General features: G+C 64.6%; 16 protein-coding genes and 1 tRNA gene. 3 read left to right on the top strand and 14 right to left on the bottom strand.

Annotated features, from left to right (window positions below):
- Positions 1-15: 15 nt before the first annotated feature.
- The 9 genes from QMX82_RS13200 to QMX82_RS13240 all read right to left on the bottom strand — a co-directional run bounded on the left by QMX82_RS13200 (position 16) and on the right by QMX82_RS13240 (position 8326).
- Positions 16-1371, bottom strand: a complete 1356-nt coding sequence (locus QMX82_RS13200) for an MFS transporter (RefSeq protein WP_282284229.1) — start codon at positions 1369-1371, stop codon at positions 16-18.
- A gap of 44 nt (positions 1372-1415) precedes the next feature.
- Positions 1416-2264: a glycosyltransferase family 2 protein gene (locus tag QMX82_RS13205; protein WP_282284233.1), complete on the bottom strand. Its 849-nt coding sequence runs from the start codon at positions 2262-2264 to the stop codon at positions 1416-1418.
- 13 nt (positions 2265-2277) lie between these two features.
- Positions 2278-2634, bottom strand: a complete 357-nt coding sequence (locus tag QMX82_RS13210) for an SMR family transporter (RefSeq protein WP_158892960.1) — start codon at positions 2632-2634, stop codon at positions 2278-2280.
- Positions 2631-3464, bottom strand: coding sequence for a sugar phosphate isomerase/epimerase family protein (locus tag QMX82_RS13215; RefSeq protein WP_133862469.1), 834 nt, complete (start codon positions 3462-3464; stop codon positions 2631-2633). Before QMX82_RS13215 ends, QMX82_RS13210 begins: the two co-directional genes overlap by 4 nt.
- The gene (locus tag QMX82_RS13220) at positions 3464-4252 is read right to left on the bottom strand and encodes a pyridine nucleotide transhydrogenase (RefSeq protein WP_282284239.1); all 789 of its coding nucleotides are present in this window, start codon (positions 4250-4252) and stop codon (positions 3464-3466) included. The genes QMX82_RS13215 and QMX82_RS13220 overlap by 1 nt, the downstream gene beginning before the upstream one ends.
- Before the next feature lie 5 nt (positions 4253-4257).
- Positions 4258-5889: a hypothetical protein gene (locus tag QMX82_RS13225; protein ID WP_282284241.1), complete on the bottom strand. Its 1632-nt coding sequence runs from the start codon at positions 5887-5889 to the stop codon at positions 4258-4260.
- The gene (locus tag QMX82_RS13230; RefSeq protein WP_423814993.1) at positions 5870-6934 is read right to left on the bottom strand and encodes an FAD-dependent oxidoreductase; all 1065 of its coding nucleotides are present in this window, start codon (positions 6932-6934) and stop codon (positions 5870-5872) included. The genes QMX82_RS13225 and QMX82_RS13230 overlap by 20 nt, the downstream gene beginning before the upstream one ends.
- Positions 6935-6981: 47 nt before the next feature.
- Complete coding sequence (locus QMX82_RS13235; protein ID WP_282284245.1) at positions 6982-8004, bottom strand: glycosyltransferase; 1023 nt, start codon at positions 8002-8004, stop codon at positions 6982-6984.
- Between the two features lie 245 nt (positions 8005-8249).
- A tRNA-Arg gene (locus QMX82_RS13240) sits at positions 8250-8326 on the bottom strand.
- Positions 8327-8584: 258 nt separating this feature from the next.
- Between QMX82_RS13240 and QMX82_RS13245 the strand changes: the two genes are divergently transcribed.
- Positions 8585-8899, top strand: coding sequence for an Arc family DNA-binding protein (locus QMX82_RS13245; RefSeq protein WP_007160462.1), 315 nt, complete (start codon positions 8585-8587; stop codon positions 8897-8899).
- 51 nt (positions 8900-8950) lie between these two features.
- Here QMX82_RS13245 and mgtE read toward each other — a convergent pair whose 3' ends face one another.
- Entirely contained in the window at positions 8951-10396 is a 1446-nt protein-coding gene (gene mgtE / locus QMX82_RS13250) for a magnesium transporter (RefSeq protein ID WP_423814992.1), read from the bottom strand.
- Positions 10397-10684: 288 nt separating this feature from the next.
- Between mgtE and QMX82_RS13255 the strand changes: the two genes are divergently transcribed.
- Positions 10685-11161 carry a DUF4124 domain-containing protein gene (locus QMX82_RS13255; RefSeq protein WP_282284250.1) on the top strand — a complete coding sequence of 159 codons (477 nt, stop codon included), beginning with the start codon at positions 10685-10687 and terminating at the stop codon, positions 11159-11161.
- Positions 11162-11185: 24 nt separating this feature from the next.
- Here QMX82_RS13255 and pheA read toward each other — a convergent pair whose 3' ends face one another.
- From pheA to mtnA, 4 genes are all read right to left on the bottom strand, one after another.
- The gene (gene pheA / locus QMX82_RS13260) at positions 11186-12280 is read right to left on the bottom strand and encodes a prephenate dehydratase (RefSeq protein WP_183629072.1); all 1095 of its coding nucleotides are present in this window, start codon (positions 12278-12280) and stop codon (positions 11186-11188) included.
- Between the two features lie 2 nt (positions 12281-12282).
- Complete coding sequence (gene serC / locus QMX82_RS13265) at positions 12283-13368, bottom strand: 3-phosphoserine/phosphohydroxythreonine transaminase (RefSeq protein ID WP_282284257.1); 1086 nt, start codon at positions 13366-13368, stop codon at positions 12283-12285.
- Complete coding sequence (gene gyrA / locus QMX82_RS13270; RefSeq protein WP_208692078.1) at positions 13368-16205, bottom strand: DNA gyrase subunit A; 2838 nt, start codon at positions 16203-16205, stop codon at positions 13368-13370. Before gyrA ends, serC begins: the two co-directional genes overlap by 1 nt.
- A gap of 233 nt (positions 16206-16438) precedes the next feature.
- The gene (mtnA, locus tag QMX82_RS13275) at positions 16439-17512 is read right to left on the bottom strand and encodes an S-methyl-5-thioribose-1-phosphate isomerase (protein WP_158891754.1); all 1074 of its coding nucleotides are present in this window, start codon (positions 17510-17512) and stop codon (positions 16439-16441) included.
- Between the two features lie 118 nt (positions 17513-17630).
- On the opposite strand from mtnA, the gene QMX82_RS13280 reads away from it, so the two are divergent.
- Positions 17631-18956, top strand: coding sequence for a TRZ/ATZ family hydrolase (locus tag QMX82_RS13280; protein ID WP_282284264.1), 1326 nt, complete (start codon positions 17631-17633; stop codon positions 18954-18956).
- Position 18957 lies beyond the last annotated feature (1 nt).

Genomic DNA, 18957 nt, shown 5'->3' on the forward strand with positions numbered 1-18957 from the left:
GCCCTCCTTCACCGCTCAGGGCGCCTTGGATTCAGGCGGGTCCTGCAGGAACTCGATCTCTTCCTGCAGCGGTGCGCCCTCCTCGACGGGTTCCTCCTCTACGACCGGCTCAGTGTGCATCTGGTCATGCACCACCTGGCTATCGACCCGTGGATCCAGCGCGGCCGCCAGCGGCGAGCTGGTCGACCCTTCGGGCATCTGCACGTGGCTCAGCGGCGCCTCGTCGACCAGGTGCTTGCCGGTGACCGCATCCGGACGGATGCGCCAGATCAGGATGGCACCGCAGAGCACGACGAAGGCATAGAGCATGTTGGGCCCGACCAGATTCATCAGGGCACCCACCACCAGCGGACCGATACAGGCTCCGATGCCAAAGGTCACCAGCAGCATGGCGCTCAGGGATACCCGCCGTTCCCCTTCGATATGGTCATTGGACAACGCCACCGCCAGGGGATAGAGCACGAATTGCAGGAGGCTGGCGATGAGGCCGAGCGGCAGCAGCACCACCGGCGGCACATGGGGCAACACGGCCAGGGGCAGGGCAGCCAGGGTCAGGGCGATGGCGACCACCCGGATCAGCCAGCTGCGGTCATGCCGATCCGACAGCCAGCCGATCGGCCACTGGGCGATCAGACCGGCGAAGATGCAGCAGGCCATGAACAGGCCGATGCGCTCGGTGGGCAGGCCCTGGGCGCTGGCATAGAGGGGTGCCAGACCATAGAAGGAGCCGATCACCAGCCCCGCGACCAGGGTCGTGGTCAACGACTGCGGAATCCGCTGGATGAAGAACGTGGGTTCCAGCGGCGCCGGCTTGAGCGGTGCCGGGTGGATCTTGCCGGTGACCGCCACCGGCACCAGGCACAGGGCGTAACAGATGGCGACCAGCATCAGCTTGTCGACGCCGAGATCCGGCGAGAGCACCAGCACCACCTGCCCCAGCGCCAGGCCGAGGTAGGAAGCGGTCATGTAGCCGGAAAAGACCTTGCCGCGCTCGCCTGGGCCGGCCTGCTCGTTGAGCCAGCTCTCCAGCACCATGTACTGGCACATCATGCCCATGCCGATCAGCACCCTGAGTGCCAGCCACATCGGCAGCCAGGGCAGCAGACCGATCCCCAGCACCGCTGCGCCGACCACGCCGGCGCAGGTTACATAGGCGCGGATATGGCCGACCTTGGCGATCAGCCTGTGCCCCAACTTGCCGCCTATCACCAGGCCCGCGTAATAGGCGGCGGTCAGGGCGCCGACCCAAAGCCCCTGCACCTGATCGGCGGCCAGGCGCAGACCGAGATAGGTGCTCAGCAGACCGGTCCCGATCAACATCAACAGCGTCGCGAAATAGAGCCCGCGAAACGCCGACAGCACACGCACCATTGCCTACTCCATCGTCTCTTGCACATCCGGCAAGCGCGACGGAATCAGCTTCGTCGTTGCGCCGCCAGCTGAGCGTCCTCGCCCAGGCGTGGGTTGTAATGACCTGCACAGGCCTTCATCAGTACCTGCAGCACCGACAGATTACCTCTGACGCTGCTGATCTTGGTGGGTACCTCGCCCTTCGGATAGCGCCGCACGGTGGGGAGTTCCACGCAGCGATAGCCCAATTTCGGGACCCGGTAGGAAAGATAGGCCAGCAACTCGTAGGTGGTGAACTCGTCACGGAACGGTGCCACGCGCGGATCCAGCAGCATGGCCCGGCTGTAGGCGCGGAAACCCTGAGTGGTGTCGGTCCAGTGGAAACCCGAGGCCAGGCTCAGCATGGGCGCATGGATGAAGCGAATGGCGAAATCGCGGGACTTGGGAGTGTTTTCCGCCACGCCGCCGGCCAGGAAGCGCGAAGCCTGGACGAAGTCGTAGCCCTGCTCGATGGCGTCGATGAAGCGCGGGATGGCGTCCGGATCATCCTTGTCGTTGCCGTCGATGGTCACGATGCCGGTGTAACCTTCGTCGAGTACGAAGGCATAGGCGCAGCGCAACTGGGAGCTGAGCTTGCCCGGTGCGGTCTTGACCAGCAGCCCGCGGACGCCCAGCTCCTGCAGCCGCTGCGGCTCCAGCGAGCCGTCGGTGCTGCCACCGTCGACGATGATGACATCGGCGATGTCGGCGATCCTGGCCGCCGCCATGCGCCGCAAGAGGTTGAGAATCCGCTCGCCTTCGTTGATGACCGGAATCACCACGCAGTGCGGACGGCTGCGACCGTTCCAGAAGGTCGTCGAATAGCTGGGCACCTGCCAGAGGGCGCGCTCGGTGGCGGGAATTGCAGTAGTCATAGTTCCTCCAGGTTCAACCGACACGGGCCGTGATGAGGGCGACACCGGCGATGATCAGGACGATGCCTGCCGCCGTGGTCCAGGGAAAGGCTTCGCGAAAGATCACCACCGACAGCAGCGCGACGCTGGCGATGGCCCCGGCCGTCAGCACCGGATGCGCCACGTTCAGCGGCAGCTTGGCAAGGGCGGCGGCGTACAGCAGAAAGGCCAGGCCATACATGAACAGTCCCAGCCAGAATGGCCAGTTGGCCAGCGCGGCCAGGGGATCGCTCAGGCTGGGAAAGCGCCGCGGGGGCAGCATGGCCAGCTTCACCAGCACGCTCGCCGAGGCGTTGGAGGCAATGCCCAGGATCAGGATCAGCCACTTCATGCGGCAGCCTCCGGCAAGTCTCGATAGGCCTTGACCGCGACCTGGACGCCACGCTCCAGCGCGGCCAGGTTGGAGCCCTGCTTGGCCGGCAGCATCTCGATGCTGACCACCTGCTCCGGCAGCCGTCGGGTTAGGGCGAAGGCGATGCCCTCGTGGTTGGTACCGCCCTCCCCCAGGGTCACCAGATCCGGTTCGCTGGCATGGACGTGGCCGATCAGTTCGGCATGCTCTTCGAGGACGCGGGCGGCGTCCTCCTCGTTGATGGTCAGGGCGCCGGTATCGAGTTGCATGAGGATCGCCGGATGCTCCACGGCCCGTACCACGGCGGCGGTGGAATCGCTGTCGATCATGAAGTTGGCGCCATAGCGTGGCGGATTCGGCTCCAGGCAGATCTGCACCCGGTGCGCCGCGGCCACATCACCCAGGCGGCGGAAGAAGTCCCGTGCCTGCGCCAGGGCCTGATCGTCACTCAGCCCCGAGCGATCGCGATTGCGCGGCGAGCCGAACACCAGGCGCGTCGCGCCCAGCCCCTCGGCGACCCGGCAGACGCCCTCCAGCTGCGCCAGCAGCGCGCGCTGCACGTCGTCGGCGCCGAAGACGTTGAGGCCCGTGGTGCCGAACAGCAACGCCTGCATGCCGGTGATCTCGATGCCGCGGGCCTGCCACTGCTGACGCACGACCTGGATTTCCTGGGCGGTGGCCGCCTTGGGATCGGCAAAATACTTGCCCGGGGCGATGTCGATGGCATCCACCCGGTATTGCTGCAGGATCTCGGCGACCATGGCGTCATCGGTCGGATCCCAGGCGATATTGGAGATGGCGATGCGCATCACTGACCCTCCACCTTGATGACCGGGGGTTCCGACTGGGCATAGGCGCGGACCGCGAGCAGGGTGTCGCGGGCGCTGTACTGGTAGCCGTCACGGCCGCCGAAGACCTCGGCATGCACGCTGCGGAAATCGTAGCGCGCCGGCGTACCCTCCAGGGTGTTGCCGAAGTCGCGTCCAAAGCCCTGGCTGGCGATGTCCGCCACGCTGATCGGCTCGGCGGTCAGGTGCACCAGGTCGAGCCCGGCAGCCTGAGCGGTCTGGATGTCATAGCCGAGATTGACCATCGGATAGAACTGGAAGACGCCGCGACTTTCCACGGCGTGCAGGTTGTTGTCGTTGAGCAGGTCGTAGATCACGTTCTTGCGCAGCCCAGGCCCGACCAGGCCCGGCAGGCGGACGATCAGGGCGTTGGCGAAATGCTCACGGACGAACTGCTCCAGCCGATAGCGATTGGCGCCATAGGCGTGCAGCCCCTCTACGTCCACCTCAGTGGTCTCATCGACGCCAAGCGGTTGCTTGAAGACATCCACGGTGCTGATCAGCACGAAGGAATCGCACTGGATACGCGACAGGTGGCCGATCAGTCCATCGATCTTCTCGCGATCGGCCGCAGGATCGCGATTGGCGATCCACTTCTGCGCCGGCGCTCCAGCGCAGATGACCTGGCCATAGGGCTGATCGCCGATCTGGTCGATATTGGTGGAGCGAAACAGCGCGCCGAAGGCCTTCTGCTTGAGCAGCGTCGACCCCACGAAGCCGCTGTACCCTATCAATGCGTCGGTCTTCATGTTGCTCACCCCTTGGTCTTGAATCTCAGGCAATAGTCCGGTTGGCATTCCTCGACGGGATAACGCTCGTCCAGGTAGGCCTTGAGTCGTGGAAACTTGTCGTGCATGGAAATGTTGTTCAGCTTGAAGGACCAGAAGGTCGTCGAATACACCACCGCCGGCGGATCGGCATGCTGCAGATCGCTGAGCAGGTCGGCCTCGTAGGGCGGCGTGGCATAGACCGGATAGATGTACTTGGTACAGGCCGGCAGATCGGTCACCCCGTTGATGACTCCGTTGTTGGCCAGATCGAACACACAGTGGGCGCCGCTTTCCAGCAGGCGCCGCGAGGCCCATTGCACCCCGGGCGTGGCCAAGGCGGCGTCATCCGGCAAGGCGGTCAAAGCCGGCACCCAGGCGAGTCCCTGAGCCCACACCCGCTCGACCGGCGACTTGTAGAGGTTGAAGGCGGCGAGCAGCACCAGCAGCGCCGCCAGGGCCGGTACCAGCAGACGCCGGCTGAAGGCCAGCAGCGCACCCGCCAGCAGCACCGCAAAGAACGGCGAAGGATTAAGTCCGACCAGCCCCATCAGTACGGCAGCGCCAATGGCCGCGGCCGCCGCACGCGGATGCGCCGAGATGTCCCAGCCGCCGTTGCGGGCCAGCCGCTGTCGGCGGGCGGCATACAGCAGGCTCAGCAGCGGTACCCAGAAGCCCATCTGGATATGCTGGAAGTCCGCGCGATTGACCCCGATCTTGAAGAAGATCGCGAGCAGCACCGCCAGGGCACCTATCAGCGGCAGATCCTCGCTCCAGCGCCACGGCCACGGCAGGCAGCGGATCAGGGCGAAACCCGCCAGCGCCGTAGGCACCGCCAGCAGCAGGCTCAGCGCCAGCGGCCGGGCATTCAGGCCATAGCCCCACTGGGAAGAGGTTTCCAGGAGGAAGGTCAGGTTCTTGACGTAATCGGTCAGGGCGAAGAAATCGGTACCAAAGCCAAGCCAGCCAACCGTTGCGACAAAGGTCAGCAGCGACAGGAAATGGCGCCGATGCAGCAGCAGCGTGAGCAGTACGGCCGAGCCGATGGCCAGCACCCCGGCGATGCCGCGGTCATAGGACCAGAACAGATTGAAGCCGGCCGCCAGGCCGAGCAGCACCTCGCAGACCAATCGCCGCGGCGTGGTCTCCACCTTGCGATGCAGACAGAAGAGGAACAGCGACAGCAGCAGGAAGAGATCGCGATAGCCCACCACCTGGGTCGCCACGGCACCCATGGCGACCAGCAGGATCAGACGCGCGCGCCCCTTGGGCAGGGGGCACAGCAACACCGCCGTTCCCCAGAGCAGCAAGGCTGCGCCGGTATTGCACAGTCCATAGAGGATCTGGGTCACCAGGAAGGTGTGCTGGGCGCCGAACCAGGTCTCCGCCAGCCACACCGGGATGAAATCCAGCCCGCCATGGATGGTGAAGGCATGGGCGCCCGGTTGACTGTGCAGCAGCGTCGGCAGCGTGGCGAAGTATTCCCCCTGGTGGAAGGGGTCAAGGATGACGCCCTTGCCGAACAGAAAGAAATTGATGATGGAAAAGATCAGAACGCTGATGAAGCCGGCGACGCCGGACACCCCCCTGGGTGTCGCATCAGAGGAAGGGTTCGGCATCGAGGCGCTCCAGGGCATCGAAAATGTTGTCGATCTTGCCGCCCAGCATCGAATAGCAGCCAGGCAACTGGGGATGTTGTTCGAAGAGGATGGGACGGCCGTCGTCGCCTTCGTTCTTCATCAGGATGGTCTTCACCTCGAACAGCGAATCCCGGTACTCCACCCGTGCCGCAGCCGACATGTAGCGGGCCACGTCGCGCACCATCCAGTCCGCTCGCGAGGCACGGTCGTAGTCGTCGAGCAGGGCATAGGGATCGGTGCCATTGGCGTCTTCCCAGTTCAGGTGCGGGGTGTAACGCACATGGGACAGGGTATGCAGACCACGCGCCGGGAACGGCATCATGGAAAAGAACGGACCGTCCATGACCGTCACGCCGAGGTTGCGCAGCTCCGGAGGCATCTCCACCAGGGCCATCTCGGTGATCTCGTGGCGTAACCGGGTAGCGGTGCCGGGGAAATCGCCACCGTACTGGTTGAGGCCGCTGTAGGTACAGTTGAAGAGGTAGCGGCAGTGCAGCTCCTCCTGTCGTCCGGCTTCATCCACGACCTCGGCACCCAGCCCCCCCGCTTCACCGCGGATCGCCATCACGCGACTCTTGAGGCGCACCTCGACGCCGACGGCATCGAGCTCGCGACTCACTTCGGCGGCGAGTACGGCAGAGTTGAAGGCATACTCCTCGGTGAGATACACCGCCTCGATCAATCGATCGTCGAACAATCGACTTAATTCTTCGGACGCCGGCTGCAGGGAAGCCTCGATCCCCTGACAGAAACGTTCGAACTGTTTGGCCGTTACCTTGGAGTTGTTGCGGGCAATGGCATACAACTTGGTGAAATCCCGCACTACCACGTCGGGATAGTCGCGCAAGAAGCGCGGCAAGTTGACCCGGCTGCGAAAGGCCGTGACGAAACTGCGCGGATAGTGATAACCGTTATGAACACGTGCCTGATTGTTGTAAGAGGCACGCTTCAACAGCCCGTCTTCCCGCTCGATCAGGGTGACTTTCGCAAAGCCCCTCACGCGCATGAGATACAGGGCCGTCATGGCCCCGTAAAATCCGCCACCTATGACGATCGCATCTTTCATGATCGTCAGGCCATGCCAAATTGAGTAGCCGGTCCTGCGGCATTACCGCCCTGCACTACTTCGACATTGAGCTTGTCACGGCGCGTCATGACTGCACTCGTGAACTCCTGGGCGACATGATAGAGCGGCCCTTCGTTGACTCTGTGGGTCAACTGCAGGACATATTCGCCAAGGACGAGCAGGACCAGCGAAATGAGAAAGAACATGCCGGACTGCTGTAATGAAATCGTCACCCAACCCGGTGCGACGTCATCCTTGAACAGGCCGATGGCAATCACGTAGATGGAGTAGAGCAGGTTGGACAGCGCCCCCAAGATGGACAGGAAACTGACCATGCGCATGGGCTTGCGGGTGGAGGACACCAGCAGGCGGGCACCGCGATCGAAACTGCCGGACAGCCGCTTGGGTTTGGTGCTGCGCGGCGGCATGCTGTATTCGAGATTGGTACGGGAGAAGCCCGCCGTCGCCGGCAGGTGGCGATAGGTCAAGGCCGGCGCGGGATGGCGCAGGATGTAATTGATGACCTTCTTGCTGAGCATCCGGTACTGGGGCGCATCCTTGGCCAGATCGACCCCGTTGAATTGCTTGTAGAGACTGTTGAAGCCTCTGGAGCAAAGACTGTAGGACAGGGTCTGCCGAACTTTCTGCTGATTGTTGGCGAACACCACGTCGACGCCGCCGGCCGCCTGTTGCAGCATGTCAGGCAAGAAGGCGATGTCATCGGTTTCCGGATCTATGACGACTGCGAAGTCACCCAGCGCATTCTCCAGACCCACCCAGGCAGCGGTATCGGAATCCACTTCCTTGGTCAGGGCATATACCTGCAGGTTGGGCAGGCCCGAAATGCTGGTGAGTTGTTTGAGTCGAGCTACGCTGTCATCAGAGGATGCGTTGTCGACAATGATAAGTTCGTAGTCACTTACCAAGGGACCGATAACAGTTGCCGCGCGCTCGAGCACGCTCTGCAACTCGGCAGCCTGATTACGAACGACGAACACGACTGAAAGTAGGACGGGATAAAAGGCCATGACGCGAACCTCCAGAGGCGCTCCAGATACAAGCAATGCAGACGGTTAGCCAACGGAGAGTACAGATAAATTCGGCAGGTTTTCGTCTGCTGCTCTATGCTGTGATCACAGCCACAAATCGCCACCGGAAGAGGCTGGAAGTCGGACAAAGTCGCTGTTTTTGCCCTATCCTCCAAACTGCTGTAACGGTTCGGCAAGGGCACCTGAGGGCGTCGGATCGCGAGGAGAGGTGCTGGAAAGGAATCTGGTGTCCCAGAGTGGGGTCGAACCACCAACCTTCCCCTTAGGAGGGGGATGCTCTATCCAATTGAGCTACTGGGACAGGAAAGGGCGCTCATGGTAACGAGCAGCGGAGGGTTTGTCATGTTCCGGTTCGGCAGCGCCGCAGTGCGCGAGGACGGGCAACGGCAGGAAGTTCTTCGGCAGCTTTGCAATTTTTTGTTTACGTCGGTAAATTGACGTCAATAAAAACAGATACCTAGGGACAGGTGGTTATAGAGTCCAAGGTGCCGTGAGTGCTAGCGGAACGAGACGAGGGCTTATGCCTTCACTGATTTTTGACTCCAGATGAAGTACCTCAATGACCCAGGCCATTAGATCCTACTCAAGCCGTACCGCTGACAAATTCGTCGTGCGTCTGCCCGAGGGCATGCGAGAGCGCATCGCGGATGTGGCCCGCAACCATCATCGCAGCATGAACTCCGAAATCATCGCGCGTCTCGAGCAGAGCTTGCAGCAAGAGGGCGCCCTTGGCGACGAACCCGGGCTTCGCCTGGACAGTCCGGAGATCACCGCCAGCGAGCGGGAGTTGCTGCAGCGCTTTCGGCAGCTGTCGGGTCGCCAGCAGAACGCCCTGATCTCGCTGATCGCCCACGATATCGACGCCGCATCCTGACGGCGTCCGGGCTGTCCTGCCCCTGGGCAGCCCGGAGTACCCTACCCTGCCCTACATCAGGAACAGGGTAGCGAGTCCCAAGAAGATGAAGAAGCCGCCGCTGTCGGTCACCGCGGTGATCAACACGCTCGACCCCATGGCCGGGTCGCGACCGAAGCGCTGCAGGGTCATGGGGATCAGCACCCCCATGAAGGCAGCCAGCAGCAGATTGAGGGTCATGGCGCCCATCATCACCAGGCCCAGCGACCAGCTGCTGTACAGATAGAAGGCCACCAGCCCTATCACCCCACCCCAGATGACGCCGTTGCACAGGGCGACGCCCAGCTCCTTGCGCAGCAGCCGCGCGGTGCTGGTGACACTGATCTGTCCCAGCGCCATGGCGCGGACGATCATGGTGATGGCCTGGTTGCCCGAGTTGCCACCGATGCCCGCCACGATGGGCATGAGCGCGGCCAGGGCCACCAGTTTCTCGATCGACCCCTCGAACAGGCCGATGACCCGCGAGGCGATGAAGGCCGTGATGAGGTTGGTGGCCAGCCAGGTCCAGCGATTGCCCACCGATTTCCACACCGAGGCGAAGACGTCTTCGTCTTCACGCAGACCGGCCATGTTGAGGACTTCGCTTTCGCTTTCCTCGCGGATCAGGTCGACCATCTCGTCGATGGTGAGACGACCGATCAGCTTGCCGTTCTTGTCCACCACCGGCGCCGAAACCAGGTCATAGCGCTCGAACGCCTGGGCCGCGTCATAGGCATCGCCGTCCGGATGGAAGGCCACCGCCTCCTTGGCCATGACCTCGACCACCAGCTTTTCCGGATCGTTGACCAGCAGGCGCTTGATCGGCAGGACGCCCTTGAGGATGCTGTCGTTATCGACGACGAACAGCTTGTCGGTATGGTCGGGCAGCTCTTTCAGGCGGCGCAGGTAGCGCAGCACCACTTCCAGGGCGACGTCGTCACGGATGGTCACCATCTCGAAGTCCATCAGCGCGCCGACCTGATCCTCTTCGTAGGACAGCGCGGAGCGCACCCGCTCGCGCTGCTGGGCATCGAGGGCGTCCATGAGCTCGTGAACGACATCGCGCGGCAGATCCGGCGCCAGGTCGGCCAGTTCGTCGGCGTCGAGCTGGCCGGCCACCGCGAGGATTTCCTGATCGTCCATGTCGGCGATCAGGGTCTCGCGGACCGCGTCCGAGACCTCGAGCAGGATCTCGCCATCGCGCTCGGTCTTGACCAGCCCCCAGACGGTCAGACGGTCTTCGCGCGGCAGGGCTTCGAGGATGAAGGCGACGTCGGCCGGGTGCAGCTCGTCCAGGCGGGCACGCAGCTCTTCGAGGCCTTCTTCGGGAATATCGGCGGGGGATACGGGGGCGCGATCGTGGTCTTCACGCGCCTCGACAGCGAGGTCGTAGCGCTCCAGCAACTCCACGACCTGGGCGAGCCGCTCCTGCAGCGTCTCGTGGGGCTTTCTGATTTCTGCTTCGTTCACTACGGTCATAGCGCACTCCGGCCCGCCGGCGGAGCGCACCGACGAACCCTAACTCAACAACGGGACGAAAAAGGCGATTGAGTATTGACTGGGTAAGTCCATAAGGGGGGATAACCACTGCCCCGGCGGGGCTGACGGCGGGGATGATACACCGGACCGCTGGCGGGTGCGAAGGCAAAAGGGTTTCAAAACAGCTATTTGCAAGGCTTCCGCGAGGGCGCAAGGGCGCGCTTCCGGCCCTCGCCGAACACCCCTGGCTTCGCTAAGCTTGAGCCCCTACGTCAAGGAGGACGTCCCATGAAAAAGCTGCTCGTACTCGGCCTGCTGCTGGGTTGCACCACCGCCCAGGCGACCACGGTGTATCGCTGCGAAGATGCCGACGGCCACCTCACCTTTTCCGCCAGCGGTTGCGCTTCGGACAGCGACAGCCGGCTGCAGCGCGCGGACAATCCCCGTCCGGGCGGCGCCAAACCCACGCTGATGGCGAAACCCAGGGCCGCTCCCCGCAAGGACGTCGCGCGCACGCCCACGGTGGTGGCAGCCAAGACGGATGGCTGTGGCGATCTGCTCAGCGCCAGCGCAAGGCGCCAGGCGATCATCCGCGGACAGGTCAAGGTCGGCATGAGCCGGGCGGACGTGGAGAACGCCTTGGGGCAACCGCAGCGGATTTCCCAGCTGGATGCCCTGACCCGTTATCACTACGAGGCGCGCCAGCGCAAGGACCGCACGCGACTGGTGACCTTCGACGAGCACGGCTGCGTGCGTCGCCGCTGACGCCCGCAACCAACGCCTGCGCCGTCAGAGTACGGCGCGGGGATAGGAGCCGAGGACCTTGAGCGCCACGGCGCCGGAGGACAGACGCTCCAGGACATCGCGGATCAGCGGATCGGCCTGGTGGCCAAGGAAGTCGATGAAGAAGACATAGGTCCACTTGCCGCTGCGCGAAGGCCGCGTCTCGATCCGGCTGAGGTCGATGTTGTTAGTGTGGAACGGCAGCAGCAGCTCGTGCAGGGCGCCCGGCTTGTTCTGCATGGAGACGATGATGGAGGTCTTGTCGTCGCCACTGGGCGGCACGTCCTGGTTGCCGATGATGAGGAAGCGCGTGGAGTTGTCCGGGCGGTCCTCGATCTTCTGCTGAACCGGCGTCAGGCCGTATAGCGAGGCCGCCATGTCGCCGGCGATGGCCGCGCTGTTCCACTCCCCTTTCACCCGCCGCGCCGCTTCGGCGTTGCTGGCCACCGCCACCCGCTCGACGCTCGGGTAATAGGAGTCCAGCCACTTGCGGCACTGAGCCAGCGACTGGGCGTGGGAATAGATGCGGGTGATGCTGTCGGCCTTGGTGTTTTCGCCGATCAACAGATGGTGGTGGATACGCAGTTCCACCTCGCCGCAGATCGACAGGTTGTGCTCGAGGAAGCTGTCCAGGGTGTGGTTGACCGCACCCTCGGTGGAATTCTCCACCGGCACCACGCCGAACTGGGAAGCACCGGCGGCGACCTCGCGGAACACCTCGTCGATGGCCGCCATGGGCCGGGTCACCACGGCCTTGCCGAAGTGCTTGAGCGCCGCGGCCTGGGAGAAGGTGCCTTCCGGGCCTAGATAGGCCACATGCAGCGGCTCCTCCAGGGCCAGGCAGCAGGACATGATCTCGCGGAACAGCCGCGCCATGTCTTCGTCACGGACCGGACCGCCGTTGCGCTCCATGACCCGCTTGAGGACCTGGGCTTCCCGCTCGGGTCGATAGAACACGGGCTTTTCGCCTTCCGCCAGCGTTCCCATCTTGACCCGCGCCACGTCCTGGGCGCAGCGAGCGCGTTCGCTGATCAGGTCCTGGATGCGTTCGTCCAGACTGTCGATACGCAGGCGCAGGGCCTTGAGCTCGTGTTCCGACATGATCAGCCGTGCTCCTTCTCGAATTCGGCCAGATAATTCACCAGCACCTGGACGGCGTCCAGGGTGACGGCATTGTAGATGGAGGCGCGCATGCCACCCACCGAACGATGCCCCTGCAGATACAGCAGGCCGCGTGCTTCGGCGCCCTCGAGGAACGCCTTGTCGAGGCGCTCGTCCGCCAAGCGGAAGGGTACGTTCATCCAGGAGCGGTCGTTCTGGGCGATGGGGTTGCTGTAGAAGTCGCTGGCGTCGATGAAGCCGTACAGCAGCTCTTTCTTCTGGCGATTCAGGCGCTCCATGGCGGGCAGGCCGCCCTGCTCCTTCAGCCACTTGAACACCAGGCCCGACAGGTACCAGGAGAAGGTCGCCGGCGTGTTGTACATGGAGCCGTTGTCGGCCTCGACCTTGTAGTCCAGCAGCGTCGGGCAGGCGGCGCGAGCGCGACCCAGCAGGTCTTCGCGGACGATCACCACCACCAGGCCGCTGGGCCCGATGTTCTTCTGCGCACCGGCGTAGATCAGCCCGAAGCGCGAGACGTCCAGCGGACGCGAGAGGATGTCGGAAGAGGCATCCGCCACCAGGGGCACATCGCCCACGTCCGGAATCCAGTCGAACTCCAGGCCGCCGATGGTCTCGTTGGGGGTGTAGTGAACGTAGGCGGCATCCTTGGACAGCTGCCACTCGTGCTGCCCCGGGATGGCGAAGTAGTCGTAGCCCTTGGCGCTGGCGGCGACATTGACGGTGCCATAGTGCTGCGCCTGCTCGATGGCCTTGCGCGACCAGATGCCGGTGTCGATGTAGTCGGCGGTGCCGCCCTCGGGCATCAGGTTCATCGCCAGCTGAGCGAATTGCAGACTGGCACCGCCCTGCAGAAACAGCACCTTGTAGTTGCCGGGGACGCCCAGCAACTCGCGCAGATCGGCCTCGGCCTGGTTCGAGATGGCGGTGAAGTCTTCACCGCGATGGCTCATCTCCATTACCGACAGGCCACGGCCCTGCCAATCCAGCAGATCGGCCTGGGCCTGGCGCAGCACAGCTTCAGGCAGGGCCGCCGGGCCGGCGCAGAAGTTGTAGGCACGCTTGCTCATCACTCGTCATCCTCGTCGGGAAGGTCATCGCTCGGTACGTCGCTGGCACCGGGCAGCACATCGTCCTGGTCCGGCTCGTGGCTGTCGACCGGCAACTCCTTGTCGAGCACCTCGTCGTCCAGTTCGGCTTCGTGATCCAGCAGCTCTTCGTCCACCGAAGGCTCCTGCACCCGCTCCAGTCCCACCAGCTTCTCGCCCTTGCCGAGCTTGATCAGGGTGACGCCCTGGGTATTACGGCCGGTACGGGAGATGCCTTCGACCGGGGTACGCACCAGGGTGCCCTGGTCGGAGATCAGCATGATCTCTTCGCCGTCCAGCACCTGGATGGCGCCGATCAGGGGACCGTTGCGCTCGTTGATGACCATGGCGATCACGCCCTGGCCACCGCGGCCGCGCTGCGGGTATTCGGCCATGGCGGTGCGCTTGCCGAAGCCGTTGAGACTGGCGGTGAGGATCTCGGCGCCCGGCTCGGGGATCAGCATGGAAATCAGGCGCTGGCTTTCGGCCAGGCGCATGCCGCGCACGCCACGGGCGGTACGGCCCATGGTGCGCACATGGCGCTCCTTGAAGCGGATGACCTTGCCGCCGTCGGAGAACAGCATGACTTCGCGGGCACCGTCGGTGATGGCGGCGGCGATCAGGCTGTCGCCCTCCTCCAGTTTCAGCGCGATCAGGCCATTGCTGCGCGGACGGCTGAACTGCACCAGCGGGGTCTTCTTCACGGTGCCGTTGCGGGTGGCCATGAAGATGTAGGCGCCGGTGGGCTCGTCCTGGCCGGCATCGAGGAGCTCGCCCTCTTCGCCTTCCCCTTCGCTCTCGACGTCGTCTTCCACCAGCACGGCGTCTTCGATGTCCAGGTTGTCGTCCTGCTCGCCCAGGTCTTCTTCACCGATGGGCGCCTGCTGGCGCACGGCTTCCAGATCGACCGGCAGCATGGCGGTGATGCGCTCGCCCTCGGCCAGCGGCAGCAGGTTGACCAGCGGCCGGCCACGGGCGGCGCGGGAGGCCTCGGGAATCTCGTAGGTACGCTTCCAGTAGACCTTGCCCAGGCTGGAGAACAGCAGCAGGGTGGTATGGCTGTTGGCGACCAGCAGGTGCTCGATGTAGTCCTCTTCCTTGACCGCCGAGGCCGAACGGCCGCGACCGCCCCGGCGCTGGGCCTGGTAGGCGTGCAGCGGCTGGGACTTGGCGTAGCCGCCATGGGAGATGGTGACGACGCGGTCTTCCTCGGTGATGAGGTCGGCGATGGTCAGGTCCACCTGGGAGGCGATGATCTCGGTGCGACGCTTGTCGCCGAACTCGGCCTTGACCTTTTCCAGCTCCTCGCGGATGACTTCCATCAGCCGCTCGGGATTGGTCAGGATGCGGATCAGCTCGCCGATCTGCAGCAGGATTTCCTGGTACTCGGCGATGAGCTTCTCGTGCTCCAGGCCGGTCAGGCGGTGCAAGCGCAGGTCGAGGATCGCCTGGGCCTGTTCCGGCGAGAGGTGGTACTTGCCGTCGTGCAGACCGTATTGCTCGGGCAGTTCGTCCGGACGGCAGGAATCGGCGCCGGCGCGCTCGACCATCTCGCGTACCGCGCTGGATTCCCAGGGCGTGGCGATCAGGCGTTCCTTGGCTTCGGCCGGGGTCGGCGAGCTCTTGATCAGCTCGATGACCGGATCGATGTTGGACAGGGCGACCGCCTGGCCTTCGAGGATGTGGCCTCGCTCGCGCGCCTTGCGCAGTTCGTAGACGGTCCGCCGGGTCACCACTTCACGGCGGTGACGGATGAAGGCTTCCAGCAGTTCCTTGAGGTTCAGGGTGCGCGGCTGGCCGTCGAGCAGGGCCACCACGTTGATGCCGAACACCGTCTGCAGCTGAGTCTGGGCGTAGAGGTTGTTGAGCACCACCTCGGGGGTTTCGCCGCGACGCAGCTCGATGACCACGCGCATGCCGTCCTTGTCGGACTCGTCGCGCAGCTCGGTGATGCCTTCGATCTTCTTCTCTTTCACCAGCTCGGCGATCTTCTCGATCAGCCGTGCCTTGTTGAGCTGGTAGGGCAGCTCGGTGATGACGATCTGCTGGCGATTGGCGCTCTTGTCGATGTCCTCGACCTCGGCGCGGGCCCGCACATAGATGCGCCCGCGACCGGTGCGATAGGCCTCGATGATGCCGGCACGACCGTTGATGATGCCCGCGGTCGGGAAGTCCGGACCGGGGATGTACTGCATCAGGTCGTCGACGGTCAGCTCGCTGTTCTCGATCAGCGCCAGGCAGCCATCGATCACTTCGCCGAGGTTGTGCGGCGGAATGTTGGTGGCCATGCCGACCGCGATGCCGCTGGAACCATTGACCAGCAGGTTGGGGATGCGCGTGGGCATCACCGCCGGGATCTGCTCGGTGCCGTCGTAGTTGGGCACCCAGTCGACGGTTTCCTTGTCCAGGTCGGCCAGCAGTTCGTGGGCGAGCTTGGACATCCGCACTTCGGTGTAACGCATGGCCGCGGCGTTGTCGCCGTCCACCGAACCGAAGTTGCCCTGGCCGTCCACCAGCATGTAGCGCAGCGAGAAGGGCTGCGCCATCCGCACGATGGTGTCGTAGACGGCGGTATCGCCGTGGGGGTGGTACTTACCGATGACGTCACCCACCACACGGGCGGATTTCTTGTACGGCTTGTTCCAGTCGTTGCCCAGCTCGCTCATGGCGTAGAGCACGCGCCGGTGCACCGGCTTGAGGCCGTCGCGCACATCCGGCAGAGCCCGGCCGACGATGACGCTCATCGCGTAGTCGAGATACGACTGCCGCAATTCGTCTTCGATATTGACCGGGAGGATTTCTTTGGCCAGTTCACCCATGAGAAGCCTGGTTCCTTCTGATCTGAAAAGCGCTAGGGCTCGTCCGCACGTCGGCCGAGCCTGATATAGGAGAGGCGAAAGCCCGTCTGGCGGCGCCTGCCACCGGCGGCGCAAAGGGCGCTCCAACCGGTTTTCGGCACTGCATCACCGCCTGCCGAGGGCTTTCGGACAAAGCCTGTGCAAAGAGCGAAATTCTAACACATTCAGGGATGTATCCGCCCCTGGCGATCGCCTCAATGCAGGCGTCGGCGATTCATCAGCTCGGCCATCTTCTTGGCGTCCGGACGCTCCACCACACCGCGCTCGGTGACGATGGCGTCGATGAGATCGGCCGGGGTGACGTCGAACACCGGATTGAAGGCCTCCACGCCGGCGGCGATGCGCTGCCCGCCCACTTCCAGCAACTCGTGACCGGCGCGTTCCTCGATGGGGATGTCGTCACCGGACGCGAGCTTCATGTCGATGGTGGAGCTGGGCGCCACCACCATGAAGCGCACCCCGTGGTGCATGGCGATGACCGCCAGGTTGTAGGTGCCGATCTTGTTGGCCACGTCGCCATTGGCGGTGATGCGGTCGGCGCCGACGATCACCCAGGCGACGTTGCGCGTCTTCATCAGGTGCGCCGCCGCGGCATCGGCGTTGAGGCTGACCGGGATGCCCTCCCCGGCCAGCTCCCAGGCGGTCAGGCGCGAGCCCTGCAGCCAGGGGCGGGTCTCGTCGGCGTGGACGCATTCCACCAGGCCGTCCAGATGCGCCGCGCGCAGGACGCCCAAGGCGGTGCCGAAGCCGCCGGTGGCCAGGGCGCCGGTATTACAGTGGGTCAGGAAGGTCTGCTTGCTGGCGTCGTGCTTGCGGATCAGCTCGACGCCCAGCTGGGCCATGGTCAGATTGGCTTCGCGATCGCTCAGGTGGATGGCTATTGCCTCGGCTTCCAGCGCCGCCAGGGCGCCCTCCCCCGCGGTGCGCGCCAGACGCTCGCGCATCCGGTTGAGCGCCCAGAACAGATTGACCGCGGTGGGCCGCGAGGCCGCCAGCAGTTCGAAGTCGGCGTTGACGGTCGCTTGCCAGTCCTCACCCGCCGCGGCGCGCTGCCGGGCACCCAGCACCACGCCATAGGCGGCGCTGATGCCGATGGCCGGCGCGCCTCGCACCAGCATGTCGCGGATGGCCTGGGCCACTTCGGCGGCGCCGTGACAGGCGACCCAGTGTTCGCGCAGCGGCAACAGGCGCTGGTCGAGCAGGTGCAGGGCACCGTCCCGCCACTCGATCGCCTTGATCTTTTCCGCCGCCAGCAGACGCTCTCGCATGATCTCTCCTCGACCTGAATCTGTAGCCCGCCAGTATACCGGCATCGGCGTGCGGATTTAGCGGTAGCGCCGCAAGGACCGCTATACTGCCGGCTCGCCCCTCTTGGAACCGCCGCAGATGCCCACCCCCGCGCCCCTGGACCTCTTGTTGCTCCCCAGCTGGATCGTGCCGGTGGAGCCTGCCGGAGTGGTCCTGCGCGATTACGCGCTGGGTGTGCGCGACGGCTGCATCGCCCTGCTCGCCCCGCGCAGCGAGGCCTTGCGCCAGCCGGCCAAGGAGACCCTGGAGCTGCCGGGCAAGGTGCTGATCCCCGGGCTGATCAATGCCCATGGCCACGCCGCCATGACGCTGTTTCGCGGCATGGCCGACGACCTGCCGCTGCAGACCTGGCTGCAGGATCACATCTGGCCCGCCGAAGGCCGCTGGGTCGACGAGGATTTCGTCCGTGACGGCACCACCCTGGCCATCGCCGAGCAGATCCGTGGCGGCATCACCTGCTTCTCGGACATGTACTTCTATCCCCAGGTGGCTTGCGAGGCGATCCATCGCACCGGCGTGCGCGCCCAGGTCTGCCTGCCGATCCTCGATTTCCCGATTCCCGGCGCCCGTACCGCCGACGACATGATCCGTCGCGGCCTGGAACTGTTCGACGACATGAAGCTGCACGAGCGCATCAGCGTGGCCTTCGGCCCCCATGCGCCCTACACCGTGGCCGACGCCAAGCTCGAAGAGATCCTGGTGCTGGCCGAGCAGTTGCAGGCACCGATTCAGATGCACGTCCACGAGACCGCCCTGGAGGTGGAGCAGGCGCTGGAGCAGACCGGCGAGCGGCCGCTCAGCCGGCTACGGCGCCTGGGCCTGCTCGGCCCGCGTTTCCAGGCCGTGCACATGACCCAGGTGGACGACGAGGACCTGGAAAACCTGGTCGAAACCAACAGCCACGTCATCCACAGCCCCGAGTCCAACCTCAAGCTGGCCAGCGGCTTCTGCCCGGTGGAGCGCCTCTGGCAGGCCGGCGTCAATGTCGCCATCGGCACCGACGGCGCGGCCAGCAACAACGACCTCGATCTGCTCGGCGAGACCCGTACCGCGGCCCTGCTGGCCAAGGCCGTCGCCGGCTCGGCCACCGCCCTGGATGCCCACCGCGCGTTGCGCATGGCGACCCTGAACGGCGCCCGCGCCCTGGGCCTGGAGCGCTGCCTGGGTTCGCTGGAAGTCGGCAAGGCGGCCGACCTGACCGCCGTCGACCTCAGCGGTCTCGCCCAGCAGCCGCTCTATGACCCCGTCTCGCAACTCATCTACGCCACCGGCCGCGATCGCGTCAGCGACGTCTGGGTCGGCGGCGTGCCGCTGCTGCGCCAGAGCGAACTCGTGCGCCTGGACGAGGCCGAACTCATAGCCAATGCGCAGCAGTGGGCCACCCGTATCCAGCAGGGCGCCTGAC

The organism is Pseudomonas sp. PS02302, assembly GCF_029959585.1.
Taxonomy (GTDB): Bacteria; Pseudomonadota; Gammaproteobacteria; order Pseudomonadales; family Pseudomonadaceae; genus Chryseomonas; species Chryseomonas aestiva.